Here is a 24,263-nt window from a genome sequence, read left to right as displayed (position 1 = left end):
CTTGTGCAAACACCTGGTATATAAGCTTAATTGGTTTAATTCTTTTTTAAAATTTAAACGGAAACAATTCTTTTTCTGAATATGTTATACAAAAATATATGTATTGATACGTATTTAGTTGCCCTAAATAGTCAATTGATGATACTATTTTTAATAGAAATAGGTGAAGTATAAGAAGGATAGGGTGTTTAGATGAGTAATGAGAAAGAAGGAAAAATGCTATAGAACACGTTTTATACATGCATTAAAATTCTCTCTGTATTCACTAGGCGTAGCCTTTTTCTCTTTTTTAAAGATACGATTAAAGTTGGCTATATTGTTAAATCCGCATTTAAAACTTATTTCAGCAATACTTAAATCTGTTTCCAGTAGTAGTTTGCTAGCGTGGCTTATACGGGTACTGTTAACGTAAACCACAAAAGTTTTCCCTGTTCGCTTTTTTATAAACCTATTAAAGGAGACTGGAGTCATATTTACTAGGGTTGATATTTCGTCCAGTGATATTTTTTTGTCAAAATTATTTTGAATGTAGTCGTAAACCTTTTTTATTTTCGAACTATTTTCAAAACTTCTCTTTTGTGTTGTGAAATTGGACAGCATGCGCTGATTTCTTGAGTTTGCCAAGTCGTATAATATAGATATAAACTCTAAATAGTAGTCTATACCATCTGTTTTGCTAAGCTTTATAAGCCTTGGCGCCATTTCTTTTGAAACCTTTCTTGAGAAAAGAATGCCATGGGCAGATTTCTCAAACATGTCCTTTATGGGCTTGAATATATTTCGTGCTAACAGTTTTTCGTCAAGTAAATCGTAATTTATGTGTATGGTGATTTCATGAATTTGTTTGCATTGGCATTTATGTAGTTCCCATGCGTGGACTACGTTCGATCCAACAAAAACAAGTTCAATGTCGTCTATTTCTTCAATATTATCGCCAACAATCCTCCTAACGCCTTTGCCGTTTTGTATAAAGTTCAATTCATACTCGGGATGAAAGTGGATGGGGAAGTCGAAGTCGTCTTTTACCCGATCGAAAACTAAAAAACTATCCTCTGGCGTGAGTTGGGTTATTTCTCTGTGTATATTATCCAGCATATGAAATGTATTTAAGGTATTGTGAGAAATATATACTATTATTTGATAAAATCATATTATATATATGCTTATTTTGATGTTAAATTTGTGTTGCAAACTAAATATTAACTAATCATTAAATAATATCGGATAATGATTTTTGCTCATTACAAATCTACCTTATTTAATGAAACTATTAAAAATTATTTTTTAATATACTAATTTACAATGATTTATGAAAAAAAAATTATTTAAAAAATTGCTTTTTTTAGTGATTTTTATTTTGAGCATATCTATGTATTCTCAAAATGTGACTGGTACTATTTCTGATTCAAATGGTCCTTTACCTGGTGCTAATGTTATAGTAAAAGGAACTACTAATGGAGCAGGATCCGATTTTGATGGAAAGTATAGTCTTACTAATGTAGATACAAACGCTATATTGGTTTTTAGCTATGTTGGTTACGAAACACTTGAAGTTCCTGTTGATGGAAGATCTGAAATCAATGTTGTTCTAGTTGAAGACACTAGTGCATTAAGTGAAATTGTCGTGGTAGGTTACGGAAAAACGTCGAGGCGTTTAGTAACCGGTGCTATTTCTTCGGTGAAATCGGAGGATATTAACAGAACACCAGTAATATCTGCAGACCAAGCCCTACAGGGTCAAGCGCCAGGTGTTACGATAATTAACGGAGGATCTCCGGGGACTGCTCCCCAAGTTCAAATTCGTGGTTTGGGAACTTTTGGTAATAGTCAACCATTATATGTTATAGATGGTATTGTTTCCGGAAGTATTAATGAAATTAACCCCAATGATATAGAAACTATCGATGTGTTAAAAGATGCATCAACAGCTGCTATATATGGGTCTAGAGCTTCTAATGGTGTTGTAATTATAACAACTAAAAAAGGGAAATCAGGAAAAACCAGAGTTACTTTAGATTCATATGTATCTACTCAAAGTATTCCAAAAACATTGGACTTGCTTAACTCAGAGCAGTTTAGGCAATATGCCTCTGAGACATTCGGTTTGCCTAACAGATATACCGAAAATGAAGCGTCTACAACACTCAATACCGACTGGCAAGACGAAGTATTTCAGTCAGCATTTGTTTATAATACGAATGTAGGTGTTTCTGGAGGAAGTGATGCGGCTATATTTAATATATCTGCAGGGTTTATAGATCAAGAAGGTATTATTATTAATACAGGATTTAACAGATCGTCTCTAAGGGCAAATAGTGAATTCAAATTGGGTAATAAGTTTAAAATAGGAGAAACTCTGGCTATTGCAGATTCAGAAATGAAAAATGAGGAGCAGAATGGAGATAGGACATTAGTGGAGCATATGATCAAGTCGTTACCTTATACCCCAGCTTATGATTCGAACAATCTGGGCGGTTTCGGTGGGCCGGATGGTTCAGATGGTGGATCGGATGCAGAAAATCCGGTTAGGCTTCAAACCATAGGTAATAATGTAACCGATGTTGTTAAAATATTAGGATCGCTCTATGCGTCTTACGAGTTTATTGATGGTTTAGAGTATAAATTTCAATACGGTTTTGAAAGAACATCGGCATCAACAAATATTCACCGCCCTAGGTTTAATGAAGGGGTGAATAAACGAGATGCTGCGATACTTGATCAAAGGGCTAATGTTTTCAGTTCAGACACTTATACCAGCTCGTTAACCTATTCCAAAGTTTTTAATGATGTTCATAATTTAGATTTATTATTAGTGGCAGAAAAGTTTGAAACTAATACTAGGAATAACCGATCTCAGGCCTCAAATCCTTTAAGTGATGCGGTACCTGTAATTCAAGGGAACGGACAGGTTACGAACCAACTTTTTGAATATGGTTTAATTTCTTATGTAGGAAGGCTTAATTACAATTATAATAGCAAATATTTAATTTCGGCATCTATTCGTCGTGATGGGTCTTCTCGTTTTGGATCAAATAACAGATGGGGAACATTCCCAGCCGTTTCTTTAGGATGGGTAATAAGTGAAGAAGATTTCTTAAAAGATTCAAAATCCATTAGTAGTATGAAACTTAGAGGGTCTTGGGGTACAACTGGTAATGATGGATCTGTAGATTATGTTTACGAATCGGGATTATTGGCTACTTATGGATATATAGGTTTAAATAATAATGTTGGAACTTCCAATTTTGGTACTGCAAATCCAGATTTAAAATGGGAAGAAGCAACTATGACTAATATTGGTTTGGATTTGGGACTTTTTAACAATGCATTTACCTTATCTTTCGAATATTACAATAACGATGTAGAAGACGTTATTGTGCCTATCCCTAATGTGCCTTCAGAAGGTTTAGGTGCTGGTTTTACTCAACGTAATGGGGCATCAACAAAAACTAAAGGATTTGAGTTTAATGTTGGTTACAACCATGATAAAGGAGGAGATTTTAGTTGGTCTGCTAACTTAAACCTTGGTACATCTAAAAATGAAGCTACAGATTTAGGAGATCTGTCGTTTATACAAAGCTCTACTTTTGAAAACGAAACATTATCTAGAATTACAGAAGGGGAATCGTTATTCTACTTTTATGGACTTCAAACAGATGGGTTGTTTCAGGAAGGAGACGATAGGAGTGCACAATCTGTTGCCATACCAGGTGATATACGTTATGTAGATCAAAACAATGATGGGGTAATTGATGGTAATGATGAATTAAAAATAGGAAACCCTTTTCCAGAACTAACTTATGGTTTAAACTTATCGGCTAACTATAAGAATTTCGATGCTACGCTATTCTTTAGTGGTGTAAGTGGGAATGATATATATAATACAAATTTATATGATTTGGAAGGGATGCCACGTTTGTTTAATGCAGGAACTGCGGTGTTAAATAGATGGACACCGACTAATACAAATGCAACGGTGCCCGGATATTCGGCAGCAGCAGCAAAAGATGGTCGTAATGTAAGACGCTCAGATCGTTTTATAGAAGATGGATCTTATGCTAAACTTAGAAACTTAACTATTGGATATAGCCTGCCAGAATCTACATTATCATCGGTTGCAAATGGTGTTTTTTCTAAATTTAGAATATATGCTACAGGGCAAAACCTATTTACAATTACTGACTATTCTGGTTACGATCCGGAAATAGGTGGGAGTTCTACAGTAACTCCGGGACAGCAATCTGCCGCGGCAGGTGTTGGGATAGATAGGGGTGTGTACCCACAACCAAGATCATTTACAGTTGGGGTTCAATTGGCATTTTAATATATATTAATCAATAATATAAAAAAACATGAAAAGAATTAAAATATTTTTTACTGGCATTGCAGTGATTTTTGGAATTTTAATTTCCTGCAATGAATCAGGATTAGAATTAAATAATCCTAATCAACTGTCGGAGGCTACATTTTTTAAGTCAAGTTTACAGTTGGAAGCGGCGGCGACTGCCTGCTATACGTATCTTCAAGAAACAGGTAATTATGCGAGATATCAATTCTATATTAACGATAATATTGCGGGCGAAAATCGTGCAACAGGTAACTTGGAAGGGGATAAAGCGCAGATGATTGCTCGAGTTGTAAATGAGACAAACGAAGGAAGTGTGAGACATTGGACTCATAATTATCAAGGTATAGGCCGTTGTAATTTTGTTATTACTAACGAAGAAAATTTTGAGAATATACCTGAGGATGATGCTTTGGGAAGGTTAGGAGAGGTACGATTCTTAAGAGCACTTTTTTATTTCCATTTAGTGACTAAATATGGCGATATTCCATTAGTGCTGGATACTCAGAGTTTACCGTCGGGTAGGCCTAAATCGCCAGCGTCAGAGGTTTACAATGCTATTATTGAAGATTTGGAATTTGCAACAGATAACTTGCCCGCAAAAGGAGTGCAAGAAAAAGGTAGACCAACAAAAGGATCTGCTTGGGCGTTATTAGGAAAAGTATTGTTACAAAATGGGGATGCAGCTGGTGCAAAAAATGCCTTAGAAAAAGTTACAGGTTATACTTTGATGGATAATTATTTGGATAACTTTTCTGGAAGCAAAGACCTTGAGCATAACGACGAATCTATATTTGAAGTAAATTTTGACGAATCTACAGGAGAGGGAGACTCATGGCAGCAAACAGGAAGAGGAAATGCAGAAACAACGTTTAGAGCTATGGAGTATTCAGGATGGTGGAATGTGAAACCAAGTCAGGTGCTTTTAGATGAATTCGAAGATGGAGATATACGCTATGCATATACTTTTTATTCAATAGATGATAGTGATAATGGTACAATGACTAATACATATAATAATGGTGAAAGTACATTTGCTGATGGTACAATCGGGCCAGATAATAATCCAGCCTGGAGAAAATATCAAAACTATGATAATAGGTCTTCAGAAACACCATTTAGTGGTATAAACGTAAGGGTTATTCGTTATGCAGATGTATTGCTTATGCAAGCAGAAGCAGAAATACGTTCAGGAGGATCTGAAGCTGTAGCTTTAGGTTTCTTAAATCAAGTTCGGGCAAGACCGTCTGTTAATATGCCAGCTATTAATGTATCCGGCACTGAGGCAATTTTAGATGCTATAAAACATGAACGGTGGGTAGAATTAGCAGGTGAACAATCTAGATGGTTAGATTTAAAAAGATTCGATGGAGATACTTATTTATTGCCCATACCGAGCGTAGAATTGCAGGTTAATACCAATTTGTAAATACATTGCATAGTTTAGTTTTTATATTAATTTGATTTATTGGTCAATCCTGCATACAACGTATGCAGGATTTCTTATATTTGTTAAGCCTCAAAAGTTAGTTTCAATATGAAATTCTTTAAGAGTATTTTTCTTCTCGTTTTTATTTTTTCTTGTTCAAAAGATATTAAGAAAAAACAATTTACCTTGCTGACATCAGATGTCACGGGAATTGAGTTCCAAAACACATTGACAGAATCGGACACACTTAATTATTTTAATTATCCATATATCTATATGGGAGGCGGTATTGCCGTGGGAGATTTTAATAATGATGGTTTACAAGATTTGTATTTTACTGGTAATATGGTGGAGAATAAACTATATCTAAATAAAGGAGATTTAGTTTTTCATGATGTTACAAAAGAAGCAAATGCTGGACTATCCCATGAGAATTGGTTTTTAGGTGCAACAACTGTCGATATTAATAATGACGGTTGGTTAGATATATATTTAAGCGTATCTGGAAAAGCGCCACATTGCCCGAATAAACTTTTAGTTAATCAGGGGCTTAATAAGGAAGGTCGTCTAACATTTAAAGAAGAAGCAGAGGCATACGGTATCGCAGATAACGGGCATAGCACACAAAGTACTTTTTTCGATTATGATAATGATGGTGATCTGGATTTGTATGTGGCCAATTATCCCATTACACCATTTAATACAACGCCCTATATATTCATGCAACATATAAGGCATGCCGTTCCAAGGCACTCAAATCACCTGTACAGAAACGATGGTAACGGTCAATTTAAGGATGTTACCAAAGAAGCCGGAATGTTATCTTATAGCCTGTCGTTAAGTGCCAGTATTAGTGATTTAAATAACGATGGTTATAAAGATATTTATGTAAGTAACGATTTTGCCAGTGCAGATTTTTGTTATATAAATAATGGTGATGGAACCTTTAAAAATACCATTGAACAATCAGTGAAGCACACTGCTTTATATGGTATGGGAGCCGATATCGCCGATTTTAATAATGACGGTTTTCTAGATATTTTTCAAGCCGATATGGATGCGTCTACGAATAAACGATCTAAAGCAAACATGGCAAGTATGAACCCTCAGGTGTTTTGGGATACGTACGACAATGGACTTTACTATCAATACATGCATAATTGTTTGCAATTAAATGCCGGTGTTTTAGGTGAAGGAAACACACCGCAGTTTAACAACATTTCCAGAATTTCGAATACCTCAAGCACCGATTGGAGCTGGGGACCTGTTTTTGCAGATTTAAACAATGATGGGTGGAAAGATTTATACGTATCAAACGGAACAAGAAGAGAAATAAATAATACCGATTTTTTTAATGCACTTAAAAAAAATAAAAACCCTTTTAGTGAAAAGAAAGAAGATGATAGGTTGAAGAATACCTTAAGAATGCCTTCGGAAAAAACAGATAATTTTGTTTTTAAAAATTCCGGAGACCTAACATTCGAAAAAATGAATAAAGCCTGGGGACTAGAATTTAAAGGATTTTCGAATGGTGTTGCTTATGCCGATTTAGATAATGATGGCGACCTCGAAATTATATTAAACAATATAGATGATAAAGCGGTAATATTTAGAAATAATAATAGTGAAAGTAATCATTATATTACTGTTAAATTCGACGGAAATAAATTAAACCCCAGAGGAATTGGGGCAAAATGTACAGTAATAGCAGATGGTAAAAAGCAGTTTCAGGAATTAAGTCTGGAGCACGGCTATATATCCTCTATGGCATCATTGCTTCATTTTGGTTTGGGTAAAGAAACCATAATCGATACTTTAAAAGTGGAATGGCAAGATGGCAAAACTCAAACGCTTACTCAGGTCTCGGTTAATAAAATGGTGGTACTAAAAAATGCAGACGCACAATTAGCTAAAACTGAGGGAAAAGTTAAAAAAGAAAAACTCTTTATTTCAAAAAATAATGTATTGGATTCGCTTTTTGTTCATGTTGAAAACGAGTATGACGATTATATAAAAGAAATACTGTTGCCTCACAAAACGTCAACCTTTGGTCCTTATGTTTCGGTTGGAGATTTAAACAAAGATGGTTTAGACGATTTTTACGTGAGCGGTGCTTCAAAACAGGCAGGAGGACTTTTTTATCAGAATAAACAAGGCTTATTTGATAAACAATATTTTACTTTGGAAGATGATAAAGAATATGAAGATATGGGATCTTTAATGTTCGATGCAGATAACGATGGTGATTTGGATTTATATGTCGTAAGCGGAGGGAATGAATTTGAACCAGATTCTAAATGGCTTCAAGATAGACTCTATGTAAACGATGGCTTAGGTAATTTGGTCTTATCTAAAGAGGCCCTACCCGAAATGATTACCAGCGGATCGCGCGTCTACAATTTTGATTATGATAAAGATGGCGATCAAGACCTGCTAGTTTGTGGCAGATTGGTTCCGGGTAACTATCCCGCACCGGCAAAAACTTATATTTTAGAAAATGTTAGTACATTTGAAAAGATTAAGTTTTTAGATGTAACTAACATGCTGATACCAGAGTTCAATAAACTAGGGTTAGCCACTTCTGCAAGTATTGAAGATATAGATAATGATGGTTGGAAAGATATTGTGGTAGTGGGTGAGTGGATGCCTATTCGTGTTTTTAAAAATAATGAAGGCAAAAACTTTAGTGATATTTCAGAAAAATTGGGGTTGACAAAAACTACCGGATGGTGGTTTAGTGTTGCTAGCGGCGATTTCGATAACGATGGAGACATAGACTTCGTAGCAGGAAACCTAGGACTTAATTATAAGTATAAATCATTTGAAGGAGAGACATTCGATATTTATTTTAACGATTTCGATAACAACAACAAGAACGATATCGTTTTAAGCTATTATAACGAAGGCAAAAAATACCCAGTTAGAGGCCGTTCATGCTCATCCTCTCAGGTAGGTGAAATAAAAGAAAAGTTTAAAACCTATAACGAATTTGCTGAGGCAACTTTGGTTGATGTGTATGGTAAAGAAGAATTAGAAGCATCCCTGCACTATCAGGTCAATACATTTGCAACCTCTTATATCGAAAATAGAGGAGATTCTTTTGTGTTGCATGAATTGCCTAATGAGGTGCAATTATCTAATGTAAACCAAATACTGGTGAAGGATTTTAATAAAGATGGGCATCAGGATATCGTAACTGCTGGGAATTTATATGGCTCTGAAATAGAAACTCCAAGAAACGATGCCGGAACAGGTATGTTTTTAGCAGGAAACGGTCAAGGAACGTTTACACCCTATTCTATAATAGAAAGTGGGTTTTATACGCCCAAAGATGTTAAAGATCTGGCCTTTATTAAGGTTGGTAATAAGCAAATGATTATTGTATCAAATAATAACGACACCCTTAAATTTATAGAAATTAAATCCAAATAGGGTTATATATACTAACTATGTCATCAATATGCTCTCTCTACAAAAAAAAGTGGTTTTTCATTTTTAGTTTGTGTCTGTTTTTTGGATGTAAAAAGGAACAAACCAAACAAGATGCAGTTGTTGTAAAAAAAGAAACGTTATTCGAAAGTATACCCTCAAATGAAACAGGAATTACTTTTAATAATGCTATAGAAGAAAGCCCTGGTAATTTTTTTATCGTTTATAATTACGCTTATAATGGAGGAGGGGTTGCCATAGGAGACATTAATAATGATGGACTTTCAGATATTTATTTTACAGGAAATCAGGTTGAAAATAAATTATATTTAAATAAAGGTGATTTTCAATTTGAGGATATTACAGACTCAGCAGGTGTTGGAGGTGGAGAAGGTTGGGACAATGGAGTGGTCATGGTTGATATTAATGGAGATAATCTTTTAGATATATACGTTTGCAAAGGCGGCTTTCGGGGTACGGATGAAGAGCGCCGTAACCTTCTCTATGTTAATAATGGCGATAATACGTTTTCAGAAAAAGCCAAAGATTATAATATAGCAGATTCGGGATTTTCTATGATGGCTTCGTTTTTTGACATGGATAACGATAACGATCTCGACATGTATTTAATTAACCGCCCAAAATATTTTTTTACTTCGTTTGATGATATTAAAAAAGGTAGGGAAGAACAAAACCCTTTACACAGAGATAAGCTTTACGAAAATATAAACGGGGTTTATAAAGAGGTTGGCCAAAAATCTGGAATAAATCAAACCTATTCTTATGGTTTGGGACTATCAACTTCCGATTTAAATAACGATGGTTTTAGTGATATTTATGTTGCAAATGACTATTTGGAAAGCGATTACTTTTTTGAAAATAAAGGAAACAAAACCTTTGAGCAAAATATTCAATCTATAACCAATCATGTGGCATTTTATGGTATGGGCATAGATGTTGTAGATTTTAATAATGATGGTTACGAAGATATTGTAGAATTAGATATGACATCGCCAGATCATATTCGAGCCAAAACGAGTATGGCTTCTATGAATGTAGATGGTTATAATTACATTCTAAACGCAGGAAATCATTACCAGTATATGCATAATATGCTTCAGGTTAACAATGGTAATGGGTATTTTAGTGAAATAAGCCAGTTTGCTGGAATCGATAAGACCGATTGGAGTTGGTCTTGTATTGGTAGTGATTTTGATAACGACGGATTACGGGATTTGTTTATTTCCAATGGTTTTAGACGTGATATTTTTGACAAAGATGCAACCAGTATACTTCTGAAATATGTGGATTCTGAATTGAAAAGACAACGTACTAAAAGTGAAAATGTCGATCATATTGTAAATCTGTTTAATGAAAATAAAATCCCTAATTATATTTATAAAAACAATGGCGGATTAAAGTTTTCCAGTAAGGGAAAGGATTGGGGACTGGAGGCCGCTAGTTTCTCCAATGGAGCAGCTGTTAGTGATTTGGATAATGACGGAGATTTAGACCTTGTTGTAAATAATATTAATGATAACGCTTTTATTTACAAGAATAATTCTGAGAAATCAGGAAATCGTTTTTTAAAACTAAAACTAAAAGGACCAAAGTACAATACACTGGGATTAGGAGCGAAAATTACTTTGTTTAAAAACGATAGTATTCAGTATCACGAATTAAAGAATGTAAGGGGGTATTTGTCTTCGGTCGATCCTATTGCTCATTTTGGTCTGGGAATAACTACTACCATAGATTCAGTAAAAGTTGTTTGGCCAGATAAAAAGATAAACCTGATAACCAATGTAAAGGCAAATACACTTTTAACTGTAGATTATCAGCAAGCCAAAGTAATAAAAGAAACAAGAAACAAATACAATCCTGTTTTTAAGGATGTTACCAGGTCTGCTTTTTTAGGAAATACAGTGAAGCATACCGAAAACAATTTTAATGACTTCAAAAATCAGATATTATTACCTCACAAACTATCAACCGAGGGGCCATGTATATCTGTAGCAGATGTTAACAATGATGGGTTTGAAGATTTTTATATTGGAGGTGCGGTAAATCAAGCAGGGAGACTCTTTTTGCAGAGAAGCAACGAAACGTTTATAGAAAGTAAACAAACAGATTTTTTAAACGATAAAGGTTTTGAAGATGTAGCTTCTGCATTTTTTGATGCTAACGGAGATGGTTCTTTAGATTTATACGTTGTGAGTGGGGGAAATGAATTTTCTGAACATTCTTCTGAATATCAAGACAGATTGTATTTAAATGATGGTAAGGGGCATTTTAATAAATCTAACAATTTACCAGAGATTACTTCCAGTGGCGGTTGTGTCATACCGTTGGATTATGACGCTGATGGTGATCTGGATCTTTTTGTTGGGGGTAGATTGGTTCCAAACCGGTATACGAGTGCTCCAAAAAGTTATTTATTACAAAACAATTCAGGAGTTTTTGTAGATGTTACAACTCAGCACGCCAAAGCGTTGGAGTTTGTGGGTATGGTAACCGATGCAGCTTGGGAAGACATTGATGGGGATTCAAAAAATGAGCTGCTATTAGTAGGAGAATGGATGCCCATTAGTGTATTTCAAATAAAAGAAGGGATTTTTGTAAAACAAGATATGCCGGCTTTAAATAAAACCAATGGATGGTGGAACACCATAGAAGCAAAAGATATTGATCAAGATGGCGATATGGATTTTGTATTAGGAAACCTTGGTGAAAACTATAAATTCAAGGCCAGCGAAGAAAAACCATTTTATGTTTTTGCTGCAGATTATGATAAAAATGGGACAAATGATGTCTTTTTGGCTAAAGATTATAAAAATAAAATTGTTCCAATACGGGGGAAAGAATGTTCTACAGAACAATTACCCGGTATATCAAAAAGGTTTACCACCTATAATGCGTTTGCGGAGGCAGATTTAGGATCCATATTGGATGATAAGGCACTTACGTCGCAGAAACATGAAGTTTATATGTTTCAATCAGTATTTTTAATTAATAATGGTGGTTCATTTAAAATAAAAAAGCTTCCAAATGAAGCGCAGTATTCTACAGTGCAAAGCATAGAAATAGACGATTTTAATAAAGACGGCATTAATGATATTTTACTTGCAGGAAATAAATTCAATGTTGAGATAGAAACCACACGTGCCGATGCTTCTATTGGAGCGTTATTAGAAGGTGATAAACAATTTGATTTTAAAGCTGTAAAGCCTTCTTTAAGTGGTGTCTTTTTGCCTACGAATGTTAAAGATATAAAGCCTATAAAACTTGGTAAAAATGCCAAAGGAGTTTTAGTAGGAGTTAATAATGGCTCCATGCACTTGCTGAAAATGTCTAACTAAACGTGAGTTTGATGTAAGTCATACAGAAAAAACTAAATTAAAACATTGAAATATAGTTATTTGTAATGTCTACACCTGCCTGTCGGCAGCTACGATGTACCCACAGATATGGCTGCATATCAAATAATAATTTTACAAAGATAGACACTAATTTCACGAATTATCACAAATGGTTCTAAATATAAATTATTTACTAATAAGTAATTCGTATTTACTTATTAATAAATTAACGTGAGTTTCTATTTAACTGAAGTTATTTAACTTCATTGTAAAGTACTGATTGTTATCTTATAAAATATTTTGTATTTAAACACACCCTCCTTAATCCTCCCTCGAGGGAGGAATCTCACTCAGTAAAATTGTCCCCTTGAGGGGAACTTAGGGTTGTTTTTAATGTAACTAATTAGAAATCAAAACTATTAAATCGAACACACCTTAAATTAAAGTACAGAAATATAATAGAATTAAATCGGGTTTAAATTGTAAAAACAGACTGAAAGTCTGATTCGTGATTATGAATAGTATAGAGAGCTATCCATCATATTGAGGTTTTATTCGTATAAATCTGTGTAATTCGTGGCTTGATTAAAAAGATGTGGGTACGTGGCTGCAGGCAGGCAGGGAGCGAAGCATGAGCGACGAGCCATCCCATTATGATGAGATGTCTCCTCGTCCCTCGTCGAAATTGTAAAGGTTTTATCTTTTAAAATCTATCAAAAAACTGATTATCAGCATTCAATATGTCGAACCGACGTTAACTAAAGATAGTTTTAAGTGATTAAAGCATCTCATAAGTTTTTGAGCGTATTTGCTCATGTCAAAAGAAACAGTCATAAACAAAAAAAGACTGCTTTACAGCAGTCTCTGTTTTCAAAAGATATTGTCGCGGTATTTAGTGACCAGCTTCTTTCTTTATTTTGTCTTTAACAGCGTCAGCAGCTTTATCTACAGTCTCACCCGCAGCATCAACAGCTTTATCTACAGTCTCACCTGCAGCATCAACAGCTTTATCTACTGCCTCACCAGCAGCTTCAGTAGCAGCATCAACAGCTTCTTCAGCTTTGTCAGCAGCAGCTTCTACAGCTTCTTCAGCTTTTTCAGCAGCAGCTTCTACTGCAGCTTCAGCATCCTCTGCTTTTTTAGTATCTCTACAAGAAGTAAAAGATAAACCTAGTACTAGTAATAAAGCGGTACTTAATAAAAATTTTTTCATTGTTCTTTGTTTTAGTGTTAATTATTTGAGTATTAAAATAATACTAATTACGAATTTAATAACTTTTAGTAAAATCCAAGAATTTTATGTTAATTTTTTTAACAAAACCCCGATAAAACACCTTATATACGCAGATAATCTAGTATTTGGACGACAGCACCTTTATTTTTTTTAATATAATCGCTATTATTCCTTCCAGAAGCCAGACGTTTTTGTTTGTTTTCGATCAATTCATTTAAAATATGATCAAATTCTTTTTGGTTGGAAATAGAGAACATGCCATTAAGATCTATCATGGCTTTCGCTTCAGGGAACTTGCCATGATTAGAACCAATAATAATAGGTACTCCAAATACAGCAGGTTCTAAAGTGTTATGCAAGCCAGTATGACCCATGGCCCCACCAACATAGGCAATATCCGCATAATTGTACACTTTTGTAAGAATACCAATAGTATCAATTATAAAAACCTGAGCATTGGTTAGTTGTGTGTCATGCCTTGTGGAGTACAATACCGATTCGGTATTCAACTTGTCCTGAAAGCTATTTATTTGAGAAGATTTAATATTATGAGGAGCAATAATAAACTTTACATCCTCGTGGTAACAGCTATTAATATAGTTAATAAGTAAACTGTCGCCCTCTGGCCATGTACTACCAGCAACTACACATAATTTGTTGTCTTTAAACGTTTCGATAAAATCTAGGCTATTGTCTAATTCTAGCTGACTGGAAACACGATCGAAACGCGTATCTCCACTAACCGTTACGTTATTGTAGTTTATAGATTGTAGTAAGGTTTTAGAAGTGTCATTTTGAGTAAAAATATGCTCGAAAGTAAATAAAGCCCGTCTTAATTCGGCGCCATAAAACTTAAAGTAAGATTGGTTTTTTCTAAAAGCAGCCGATATTAAAATAGCTCGCAATGAGCGCTTTTTTAATTCATTTAAAAAATTAGGCCAAATGTCGTACTTAACAAAAATGGAAAGCTCTGGATTAACAATATCTATAAACTTTTTGGCATTGCGTTTACTGTCTAGTGGCAAATAAACCACAACATCTGCTATGGGAGAATTTTTTCGAATTTCGAAACCAGAAGGCGAAAAAAAGCTGAGTACGATTTTATGCTGCTTATAATGTGCTCTTAACTCCTTAAAAACAGGAAGCCCCTGTTCGTATTCGCCCAAAGAGGCACAATGAAACCATAAGGTTTTATCGTTTGGGTGTAATGCATTTTCAAGAACTTTAAAAGTGTCTTGACGACCAATAACACCCTTTTTAATTTTTTCGTTAAAAACAGCCGCACACTTTAATCCAAAATGAGCTGTACGTATACCTATGTTGTAAATAAAACCCAATTTTTTTCTTTGCCGCTAAAATACATTTCTTTGGAACAAATTCATTGGTTGGCGTGAATGAATTTTGTAATTTCGTAAGCTGTTAACCCATTACGGGTATTCAGTAAATTTAGTCTTACAATTATTTCATTTAAAAGTAATAAAAAAGACTGCAAGTTTTTTTAGATGAAAAAAATTCAAATGGTTGACCTCAAAGGTCAGTATAGCGGCATAAAAGATGTCGTTAACACTTCTATCCAAGAAGTTATAGAAAACACTGCATTTATAAACGGACCTAAGGTTCATGAGTTTCAAAAGAATTTAGAGCAATATTTAGGAGTTAAACATGTTATTCCATGTGCCAATGGTACAGATGCATTGCAAATAGCAATGATGGGGTTAGGTTTAAAACCAGGAGATGAGGTTATTACAGCCGATTTTACTTTTGCCGCCACTGTAGAGGTGATTGCATTGTTACAGTTAACACCAGTATTGGTGGATGTTAATGAAGATGATTTCAATATAAATATTGAAGCCATTAAACAAGCCATCACTCCAAAAACTAAAGCTATTGTACCCGTTCATTTATTCGGTCAATGTGCCAACATGGAAGCTATAATGGAGATTGCAAAAGAACACGATCTATTTGTAATTGAAGATAATGCACAAGCTATCGGAGCATCTTACGCGTATAAAGACGGTAGAAAAGTTAAAGCAGGAACCATAGGTCATGTGGCGTCTACGTCTTTTTTCCCATCTAAAAATTTAGGCTGTTATGGTGATGGTGGAGCTATCTTTACTAACGATGACGATTTAGCACATACCATTAGAGGTATTGTTAACCACGGAATGTACGAGCGTTACCATCATGATGTGGTAGGAGTGAATTCTCGTTTGGATAGCATTCAAGCAGCCGTATTAGATGCTAAATTACCACATTTAGACCATTATAATAGAGCACGGCAAGCTGCAGCAATAAAATACGATAAAGCATTTAAAAATATTGATAACGTAATAACGCCAAAAGTATCTGCAACCTGTTCTGAGGATTGTGATACGTCTTGCCAATGTCATGTTTTTCACCAATATACACTTAAAATAAAGGGTGTAGATAGAGATGCGTTGGCTAAACATTTAAACGAAAGTGGTATTCCATGTGGCGTGTATTATCCAATTCCGCTTCACAACCAGAAAGCATATCAAGACGAAAGGTATAATGAAGATGATTTTAAAATAACAAATCAATTGGTAAAAGAAGTGATTTCGTTGCCTATGCACACTGAATTAGATGATGAACAAATAGAATATATTACATCAACAATTATAAAGTTTATAAATGGATAAAATATTAGTTACAGGCGGATTAGGTTTTATTGGATCACATACAGTTGTAGAATTACAAAATGAAGGTTACGAAGTTGTTATAATTGATGATTTGTCTAATTCATCAATCAAGGTTTTAGACGGCATTAAAGCAATAACAGGAAAAGCGCCAATTTTTGAAAAGCTGGATTTAAAGAATAAAGCAGGAGTTGAAGCTTTTTTTAAAGAACATAATGATGTAAAAGGTGTTATCCATTTTGCTGCGAGTAAAGCTGTTGGTGAGAGTGTGAAAGAGCCTTTACTGTACTACGAAAACAATATTGGGACTTTGGTTTATATTTTACAAGAACTAAAAAAGTTACCATCGTCAAGTTTTATCTTTAGTTCATCTTGTACTGTTTACGGACAGGCAGACGAATTGCCAATAACAGAAAGTGCGCCAGTAAAACAGGCCGAATCTCCTTATGGAAACACAAAGCAGATAGGTGAGGAAATTATTAGAGATACCTGTAAAGCAGTTCCAAGTATACAAGCTATAGCATTGCGTTATTTTAATCCTGTTGGAGCACATGAATCTACTATGATAGGAGAATTACCTATTGGTGTACCTCAAAATTTAGTTCCTTTTATAACTCAAACCGCGATTGGATTACGCGAAGAACTATCTGTTTTTGGAGATGATTATCCAACAACAGATGGTACCTGTGTTCGAGATTATATCCATGTGGTGGATTTAGCAAAGGCACACGTAGTTGCTTTAGGGCGCTTGTTACAAAATAAAAATGAATCGAGTTACGAAACATTTAATTTAGGAACCGGAAAAGGAAGTTCAGTACTCGAAGTTGTTAAATCTTTCGAACGCGTTTCTGGAGAAAAACTAAATTATAAAATTGTTGGTAGAAGAGAAGGTGATATTATTTCGGCTTATGCAGATACGAACAAAGCTAATGATGTATTAGGTTGGAAAACCGAATTAAGCTTAGATGATGCTATGCGTTCGGCATGGTTATGGGAGCAAAAAGTTAGAGCAAATAAATAGTAAATAATGCTATAAAATATATAAAAGGCTGCTATACATTTAGCAGCCTTTTTTGTTTACAACTTGTTGTGTCTTTCTTGCACTAAAAGGTATATTATTATCGGGGATTACCATTTTAAGTTTTTTTTAAGAATTATGAGCGCCTTTATTCATATTTTCATATTTGCAATAAATTTGTCCGTTTAAAAAGTGTTGTAATCGCTCTCAATTATCCAACCAATGTCATTCAAATCAAGAACACTATTGTTTGTTATATGCTTATTTGTTGTATCCAACAAATTAGTCGCCACCCCAAAAGTAAAAACGATCCCTATATTTAATATTCAGGTAGATAGCTTGATTGAACAGCAAAGTATCAGAAACGATATGACTCAGTTGGAGCTGTTGGTGCTTTATAATGACGCTTTAAAAGAAAAGAAACCAGCAGATTCAGTCAATATATTTAAAAAGTTAGCCATACTTAATGCCGATCTTGGTCAACCGGAAGACGCACTCATTTATACCGAAAAGTATATTAAAAATACATTAGATTTTTCCATCCTGAATAGTGAGGCATATAATGTTATTAGGGGCTCTGAAGCGCATAAAGAACTATCTGAGAATTACATGTTGCAAATTGACTGGATTTCATTCATATTCTTATATGTTGCTTTAATTGGTTTCTTTTTTACCGTAATTATTAATTTTTCTAAAAAGGCAAATAGGTGTGCCAAACTATTCATTAGTGGTTTTGTAGGCGTACACTCTTTATTTATTCTGGAGTTTGTTTTGTACATCTCTAATATTCAGTATAGGCTGCCCCATACATACTTAATAGCCGCATTGACGGCACTTTTATATGGACCGTTCTTGTATTTGTATTTTAAAAGCGTTACTTATAATTTTAAGTTTCGGACTATTGACTTATTACATTTTCTACCAACTCTTATTTTAATTGTGTATTTATTTCCAATGTATTCGCTTTCATCCAACGATAAAATTGAAATTATGCTGGAAATAAATAATTCATATAATATAAATAGGTATGTCATATTTATTTCAAAAGTGGTGTCACTTTTTATATATGCTATTTTAATTGGAAAGTTTCATTATTCGCGTAGAAAAGAAGAGGATTCTATAAAAGGTAAAAAACCCGTTAATAGGTGGAAGAAAACCATTTACGCCATACATGTTATTTATCTAGTTTCATATATCATTTATGGTTTGCCTGTAAGCGGATTAATGCTTTCTTTTCCTTACTTCATTAATTATATACAAGTAAGTATTATGTCTGTTATGGTTATTTATCTAGCCTATATGGCATATGTTCAGCCCGAAATTTTTAAGAGCTATTCAGTCGGTACATCAGAAAACACAATACCCCCTTTAGAAAAATATCAGAAATCTGGACTTACAAATGCCTTATCGGAAGAACTTAAAGGAAATTTAATCAGGCTATTTGTAGAAGATAAGGTATTTAAAGAAAATAATATAAATCTAGAAGAACTGTCTAAAAGACTAAATACTACAAGGCATAATACATCCCAAATAATAAACGAACATTTTAATATAAACTTTTTCGAACTCATAAATAAGTTTAGAATTCAGGAGGCCATTCGTATTCTTAAGGAAGATATTCATGGCAGTCTTAACATTATAGATATAGCCTATGAAGTTGGCTATAATAATAAGGTCACTTTTAATAAAGCCTTTAAAAAAGAAACATCCCTTACACCTTCAGAGTTTATAAATATGCAGATCAAAAAAGGGTTGTACAAGTAAATATGAGGTAAGCAATCTTCGGTAAGGTAAGGTATTATAGGAATTACCGCTAAATAATGACTTTATCCTTTTTTTTACACATGCAATTGTATAAGGTAAGGTGGTAAAGCACTTTACTTAAAATATTTTAGATTCTTCTAAGCTTTAAATGTCACTGGTAGAGTATAATTTTTTTGAATTAGTCACTTGAAAAAAACTCTTTACTGCCTTCCTTATTATCAATCTGCACAGACTAACTCAAAAAAATATACTTTATGGCAGTAAGAAATTACTATTTGATGCTCATGATGTTTGTTGCAATAACATCATTTGCACAAGAAAAAACTATTTCTGGTAAGGTTGCGGACAGAAATAAATTACCACTACCCGGATCAACCGTTCTTATTAAAAACACTACTATTGGTACTTCGGCAGATTTCGACGGAAATTATTCAATAAAAGTAAATCAAGGTCAAACCCTTGTGTTTAGCTTTGTAGGGTACAAAAGTGAAGAAATTGTTGTTGGGCAATCCAATACAATTGATGTTATTTTACAAGAAGATGAAACCGCTCTTGAAGAAGTCGTGGTAGTTGCCTATGGTTCACAAACAAGAGAATCTATAGTTGGATCTGTTGGGGTTGTTTCAAGCGCCACAATAGAGACCCAGCAGGTAACCTCTCCTTTAAGGGCATTACAAGGTGCCGTGCCGGGGTTGAGCTTATTAACAGATGGCGGTCAGCCAGGAAGTAACCCAACAATTAGGATTAGAGGAGTATCCAGTCAAAGTTTAGAACGAGGGCCTCTAATTGTTGTAGATGGCGCTCCGTTTAATGGAAACCTTAATTCGATAAGTCAAGACCAAATCGAAACGGTTTCGGTCTTAAAAGATGCATCCTCGTCAGCGTTATACGGATCGCGTGCTGCAGGAGGTGTTATATTAATTACAACAAAAAGTGGGCGTAGAGGTTCCGCTCCAAAAATAACTTTACGATCACAAATCGGATTGTCTAACCCAACGATAGGAATTCACGATTTAGCAGGACCAGAAGGCTACTTAAAACTAACTTGGCAAGCATTAAAGAATACCAATCAATATGAAGGCGGACAAACCGCGACAGATGCAGCACAAAGTGCAACAAATGAACTAATTGATTATTTGGGGTATAATCCATACAGTGTAGCCAACCCAATAGATGCCAATGGTAATTTGGTGCAAGGCGCAAATTTATTATGGGATTCCAATTGGGAAAAGGAAGTTATTAGAGAGGATTATCTTAGGGTAAATCATAATATTAGCTTATCTGGAGGGAGCGAAAGAACTAAATATTTTATGTCTTTGGATTATTTAAATGAAGATGGTCCAGTTATTCCTTCCAATTTTGAAAGAGTAGCCTCAAGGCTAAATCTGGAAACGGAAATAAACGATTGGTTTAAAGTGGGGCTTAATACTAGTTTTTCACGTTCTAGTTCCAATAATCCAGATCAAACCAGCGGAAGTACAACACAAGCCATTACCTGGATTTATGGTTTATCCAGCATTTATCCAATATACGCACGTGATGCCAATGGTGATTTAATTAGAGATGTTTCAGGAAACCGTATTTTCGATTTAGGAAATGGGCTGGTTAGTGGGCAACCAGTAAACAGTACTAGACCAGTTTTTAATGGCGAAAATATTTTAGCCAGTTTAACTTTAGGAAAAGAAAGGCGAGTAAGAACCAATTATTTGGCTAATCTTTTTGCCGAAGTAAAGATTTATGATGGGCTAACATTTAAAACACGATTGAGTTATGAAAACTTTATGTTTGATTCTTTTAGTTTCGATGACGACAAAATAGGTGCAGCAGCAGAGGTAAGTGGTCGTGTATCACAAATTAGAAACTTGATAACAACCTTAAATGCTATTCAATCCTTAAACTATAAAAACAGTTTTGGAGCAAACAATATATCTGTTGACCTCATAACAGAAGCTTATACAAACACACAAGACAATTTACTATCGCAAGGTACGGGTCTTTTGCCAGGCGTAGATAATCTTGACGGAAGCACAACACCAGAAGCAGTTGGGGGTAATATTATTACATCAAGAATTAATAGTTACCTAGGTAGGGTTAACTATAATTTTGATGAAAAGTACTATGCGGAGTTTTCATTAAGAAGAGACGGATCCACACGTTTTAATAAAGATAAAAGGTGGGGTAATTTCTTAGCAGGAGGTGCCAGTTGGGTTGTGTCGAAAGAGCATTTTTTAAGCGAAAATAGCACACTTACATTTTTAAAACTTAGAGCATCTTATGGTGAATTAGGAAATAATAGAACAACAAGCCTTTTTCCATATCAATCTGTATTTAGAACAGGTTTCGTTAACGAGAGTAACCCAGGGATTATATTAGAGGGTGTGTCTGACGAAAATTTAAGATGGGAAAAAGTAGAATCCTTGAATATTGGAGCAGATTTCGAATTGTTTAATGGTATTATTTCTGGAACTTTAGAATATTATAATAAAGAGTCGGTAGACCTTATTATGGATAAACCGCTTCCACGTTCGTTGGGAGTTAACAAAGTGATAACAAACATTGGGTCTATTAAGAACTTTGGGTGGGAAGCATCCTTGCGTTCCATTAATTTTAACTCAGATGATTTTACCTGGACTACGGGAATCAATTTTGCATTAAACAAAAATGAGTGGGTCAAACTGCCACAAGATGAGATCTTAAGCGGATCTAAGCGTTATGTAGTAGGAGGCTCCATTTTCGATTTCTACATTCGGGAATGGGCAGGTGTAGATGCTGCAGATGGTCGCGGTATGTGGTACATGGATGTAATAGATACAAATGGTAATGTTGTTGATAAAGTAACAACAAAAGATTATGATGATGCAACAAGGTATGACCAAGGTAAAACAGCCTTGCCAGATATAGAAGGTGGGTTTACTTCTTTTGTTAGATATAAGCAGTTCGACCTGAATGTATTGTTCAATTTTAGCTTCGGATCGTATTTGCTGGATAACGATTATGCTGCGCTAATAAACCCTTTTGAAAGTCCAGGAGGAAGTGCGCATCCAGATAATTTTAGTGCATGGAAAAATCCGGGAGACATTAGCGATTTTCCATTGCTCTTAGCTAGTAATAATGACCATTCAGCCCGTTCTACAAGATTCCTGTTTAAGAATGATTATGTAAGGCTAAAAAGTTTAACGTTTGGTTATAATCTTCCACAATCAACTATCGATAGAGTAGGACTAAGCAAGTTGCGATTCTTTTTGCAAGCAGATAATATTTTTACTTGGCAATCGCATAAGGGGATTGATCCAGAACAAGCATTTAATGGAGTTTCCAATAATAGATCACCATTATCAAAAACCATTACCTCTGGGATTCTTTTAGAATTTTAAATCAAAAAAATAACAAAATGAAAATATATAATACATTACATATAAAGTTCCTATTAGTTGTAATAGTTGCTTTTTTATCTGGTTGCTCAAAGGAGTTCTTAGATGAGCCCAAAAACAGTGGGCTTCCAGAAGCAGTAGTTTTTTCAGATAGAGATATTGTTCAGGCGTTTGTAACTGGAATTTACGATAGATACAAAGGACAATGGGATGACGATTTAACAGACGATGACCTTCCCGGAGGAAATGTATCCGATCCGGATACTGGCGGATTGTATGCTATGTATTTTGCAAGAACAATTAAAGGTAACGATTTAATTCAGGCACCATCATGGTTTTTATTCGACTATTCTCATGAAAATAGAGGGGCAACTTTTAGAAGAACGCGTTTTACCTGGACGTTTAACTACGAGATTATTAACTACGCTAACGTATTAATTAACGGTCTTAAGGAGAGTACAGATTTAGATGATGCAACCAAAAAAGAGTTTACCGCTGTGGCTAAAGCCATAAGAGCCTTTCACTATTTTCAATTGGCTCTTGAATTTGCGCCTAATTATAATAATGACAGATCTGTTGCTAGAATCCCTCTTTATACAGAGCCGGCAACAGTGAATTCAATAGGGAACCCTCCAAGTCCGTTAACGGATGTTTACGATTTGATTTTATCAGATTTAAAAGATGCCGTTGCGGACTTATCAGAAGATCGACTTGGTAAAAGCTATATTAACAAATCGGTGGCTAACGGAATTTTAGCACGAGTATTGTTAGTAACTCAAGACGATTGGACATTAGCATCATCGGCAGCAAGAGCAGCATACGGAGGCAATGCGGCTACTGCCGTAGTATCTACAAACTGGGATGAAGGTTTTGATGATTTAGCAGACCAAGACTGGCTTTGGGGGCATTTTCAAGATGGTTCCAATGAAACTAATTTCTTTTGGATGGCTCCTCATGTTTTTACAGATCATTTGGCATTGTCGTTTCAAGCTACTTATGCGAATACAAATTTTGTGGATACCTTTTCCGATACCGATGTTAGAAAATTATTTGAGGATATTTATAATTCCTCAACACCTTATAGGGAATTTGTAACAACGAAGTTCGTATTTACATTTGGATCTGATGTACCATTAATGCGAAAATCCGAAATGGTATTAATCGATGCAGAAGCCCAATATAATATGGGTAATGAACCAGAAGCTAGAGATTTACTTTTTGCGTTACAAAAAGAAAGGGATCCTGACGCCACATTATCTACTAATTCTGGTGGAGCGCTCTTGGATGAAATCTTATTAGAAAGACGTAAGGAACTGTATGGGGAAATAGGAGTAGAATGGTTTGATGCCAAAAGATTAAGACGACCTATAAATAGAGACCCAGAACATAGAGTTGTTGTTAATGTTCCTGCAGATAGTGAGTTGTTTTATTTAAACATTCCACAATCAGAAATAGATGCTAATCCTAATATGGATCAAAGCTTAAACCAATAATTAATAGAAGCTTAATTATATTTTAGTTAAAAACGAGAATGTCTGGAAAGTGTCATTTTAAAATGAAAACTAACTCGCTCAATAGTTTTAATGGGTGAAATCTCAAAAAACGAACAGTAACTATACTTTTTGGGCATTTTCGTTTAATTTTCAATAGGCTACTT

Annotated in this window: 12 protein-coding genes; 9 read left to right on the top strand and 3 right to left on the bottom strand. The window is 34.6% G+C overall.

Going from position 1 to position 24,263, the window contains the following annotated elements; all coding sequences use genetic code 11:
- Window positions 1-219: 219 nt before the first annotated feature.
- A complete protein-coding gene (locus C1H87_RS08910; RefSeq protein ID WP_102755467.1) occupies window positions 220-1,095 on the bottom strand; it encodes an AraC family transcriptional regulator in 876 nt (291 codons plus the stop codon).
- A gap of 214 nt (window positions 1,096-1,309) precedes the next feature.
- Here C1H87_RS08910 and C1H87_RS08905 point away from each other — a divergent pair, with 214 nt between their 5' ends.
- The 4 genes from C1H87_RS08905 (at window position 1,310) to C1H87_RS08890 (ending at window position 12,562) form a co-directional block, all read left to right on the top strand.
- Window positions 1,310-4,324 carry a SusC/RagA family TonB-linked outer membrane protein gene (locus C1H87_RS08905; RefSeq protein WP_102755466.1) on the top strand — a complete coding sequence of 1,005 codons (3,015 nt, stop codon included), beginning with the start codon at window positions 1,310-1,312 and terminating at the stop codon, window positions 4,322-4,324.
- A 28-nt stretch (window positions 4,325-4,352) separates the two neighbouring features.
- Window positions 4,353-5,774 (top strand): RagB/SusD family nutrient uptake outer membrane protein, encoded by a 1,422-nt coding sequence (locus C1H87_RS08900; protein WP_102755465.1) that lies wholly within the window; start codon window positions 4,353-4,355, stop codon window positions 5,772-5,774.
- A gap of 186 nt (window positions 5,775-5,960) precedes the next feature.
- The gene (locus tag C1H87_RS08895) at window positions 5,961-9,206 is read left to right on the top strand and encodes a VCBS repeat-containing protein (RefSeq protein ID WP_233783405.1); all 3,246 of its coding nucleotides are present in this window, start codon (window positions 5,961-5,963) and stop codon (window positions 9,204-9,206) included.
- Between the two features lie 17 nt (window positions 9,207-9,223).
- Window positions 9,224-12,562, top strand: a complete 3,339-nt coding sequence (locus tag C1H87_RS08890; protein WP_102755463.1) for a VCBS repeat-containing protein — start codon at window positions 9,224-9,226, stop codon at window positions 12,560-12,562.
- An 892-nt stretch (window positions 12,563-13,454) separates the two neighbouring features.
- On the opposite strand, the gene C1H87_RS08885 is transcribed toward C1H87_RS08890, so the two are convergent.
- The gene (locus tag C1H87_RS08885; protein WP_102755462.1) at window positions 13,455-13,775 is read right to left on the bottom strand and encodes a hypothetical protein; all 321 of its coding nucleotides are present in this window, start codon (window positions 13,773-13,775) and stop codon (window positions 13,455-13,457) included.
- A 122-nt stretch (window positions 13,776-13,897) separates the two neighbouring features.
- Window positions 13,898-15,133 (bottom strand): 3-deoxy-D-manno-octulosonic acid transferase, encoded by a 1,236-nt coding sequence (locus C1H87_RS08880; protein WP_102755461.1) that lies wholly within the window; start codon window positions 15,131-15,133, stop codon window positions 13,898-13,900.
- A gap of 165 nt (window positions 15,134-15,298) precedes the next feature.
- Between C1H87_RS08880 and C1H87_RS08875 the strand changes: the two genes are divergently transcribed.
- From C1H87_RS08875 to C1H87_RS08855, 5 genes are all read left to right on the top strand, one after another.
- Complete coding sequence (locus C1H87_RS08875) at window positions 15,299-16,456, top strand: DegT/DnrJ/EryC1/StrS family aminotransferase (RefSeq protein ID WP_102755460.1); 1,158 nt, start codon at window positions 15,299-15,301, stop codon at window positions 16,454-16,456.
- Window positions 16,449-17,474 (top strand): UDP-glucose 4-epimerase GalE, encoded by a 1,026-nt coding sequence (galE, locus tag C1H87_RS08870; protein WP_102755459.1) that lies wholly within the window; start codon window positions 16,449-16,451, stop codon window positions 17,472-17,474. The genes C1H87_RS08875 and galE overlap by 8 nt, the downstream gene beginning before the upstream one ends.
- A gap of 219 nt (window positions 17,475-17,693) precedes the next feature.
- Window positions 17,694-19,235, top strand: coding sequence for a helix-turn-helix domain-containing protein (locus tag C1H87_RS08865; protein ID WP_102755458.1), 1,542 nt, complete (start codon window positions 17,694-17,696; stop codon window positions 19,233-19,235).
- 254 nt (window positions 19,236-19,489) lie between these two features.
- Window positions 19,490-22,609: a SusC/RagA family TonB-linked outer membrane protein gene (locus tag C1H87_RS08860; RefSeq protein WP_102755457.1), complete on the top strand. Its 3,120-nt coding sequence runs from the start codon at window positions 19,490-19,492 to the stop codon at window positions 22,607-22,609.
- Between the two features lie 17 nt (window positions 22,610-22,626).
- Entirely contained in the window at window positions 22,627-24,099 is a 1,473-nt protein-coding gene (locus C1H87_RS08855; RefSeq protein WP_102755456.1) for a RagB/SusD family nutrient uptake outer membrane protein, read from the top strand.
- Window positions 24,100-24,263: the final 164 nt, after the last annotated feature.

It is taken from the genome of Flavivirga eckloniae (assembly GCF_002886045.1).
GTDB lineage: Bacteria > Bacteroidota > Bacteroidia > Flavobacteriales > Flavobacteriaceae > Flavivirga > Flavivirga eckloniae.
Note: the sequence above shows the minus strand (reverse complement) of the source record. Positions and strands in the feature narration are given on the sequence as shown.

Coding starts and splice junctions, on each gene's coding strand:
- C1H87_RS08910 (WP_102755467.1), bottom strand. CDS start 1,095: ATGCTGGATAATATACACAGAGAAATAACCCAACTCACGCCAGAGGAT.
- C1H87_RS08900 (WP_102755465.1), top strand. CDS start 4,353: ATGAAAAGAATTAAAATATTTTTTACTGGCATTGCAGTGATTTTTGGA.
- C1H87_RS08860 (WP_102755457.1), top strand. CDS start 19,490: ATGGCAGTAAGAAATTACTATTTGATGCTCATGATGTTTGTTGCAATA.
- C1H87_RS08865 (WP_102755458.1), top strand. CDS start 17,694: ATGTCATTCAAATCAAGAACACTATTGTTTGTTATATGCTTATTTGTT.
- C1H87_RS08890 (WP_102755463.1), top strand. CDS start 9,224: ATGTCATCAATATGCTCTCTCTACAAAAAAAAGTGGTTTTTCATTTTT.
- galE (WP_102755459.1), top strand. CDS start 16,449: ATGGATAAAATATTAGTTACAGGCGGATTAGGTTTTATTGGATCACAT.
- C1H87_RS08875 (WP_102755460.1), top strand. CDS start 15,299: ATGAAAAAAATTCAAATGGTTGACCTCAAAGGTCAGTATAGCGGCATA.
- C1H87_RS08905 (WP_102755466.1), top strand. CDS start 1,310: ATGAAAAAAAAATTATTTAAAAAATTGCTTTTTTTAGTGATTTTTATT.
- C1H87_RS08855 (WP_102755456.1), top strand. CDS start 22,627: ATGAAAATATATAATACATTACATATAAAGTTCCTATTAGTTGTAATA.
- C1H87_RS08885 (WP_102755462.1), bottom strand. CDS start 13,775: ATGAAAAAATTTTTATTAAGTACCGCTTTATTACTAGTACTAGGTTTA.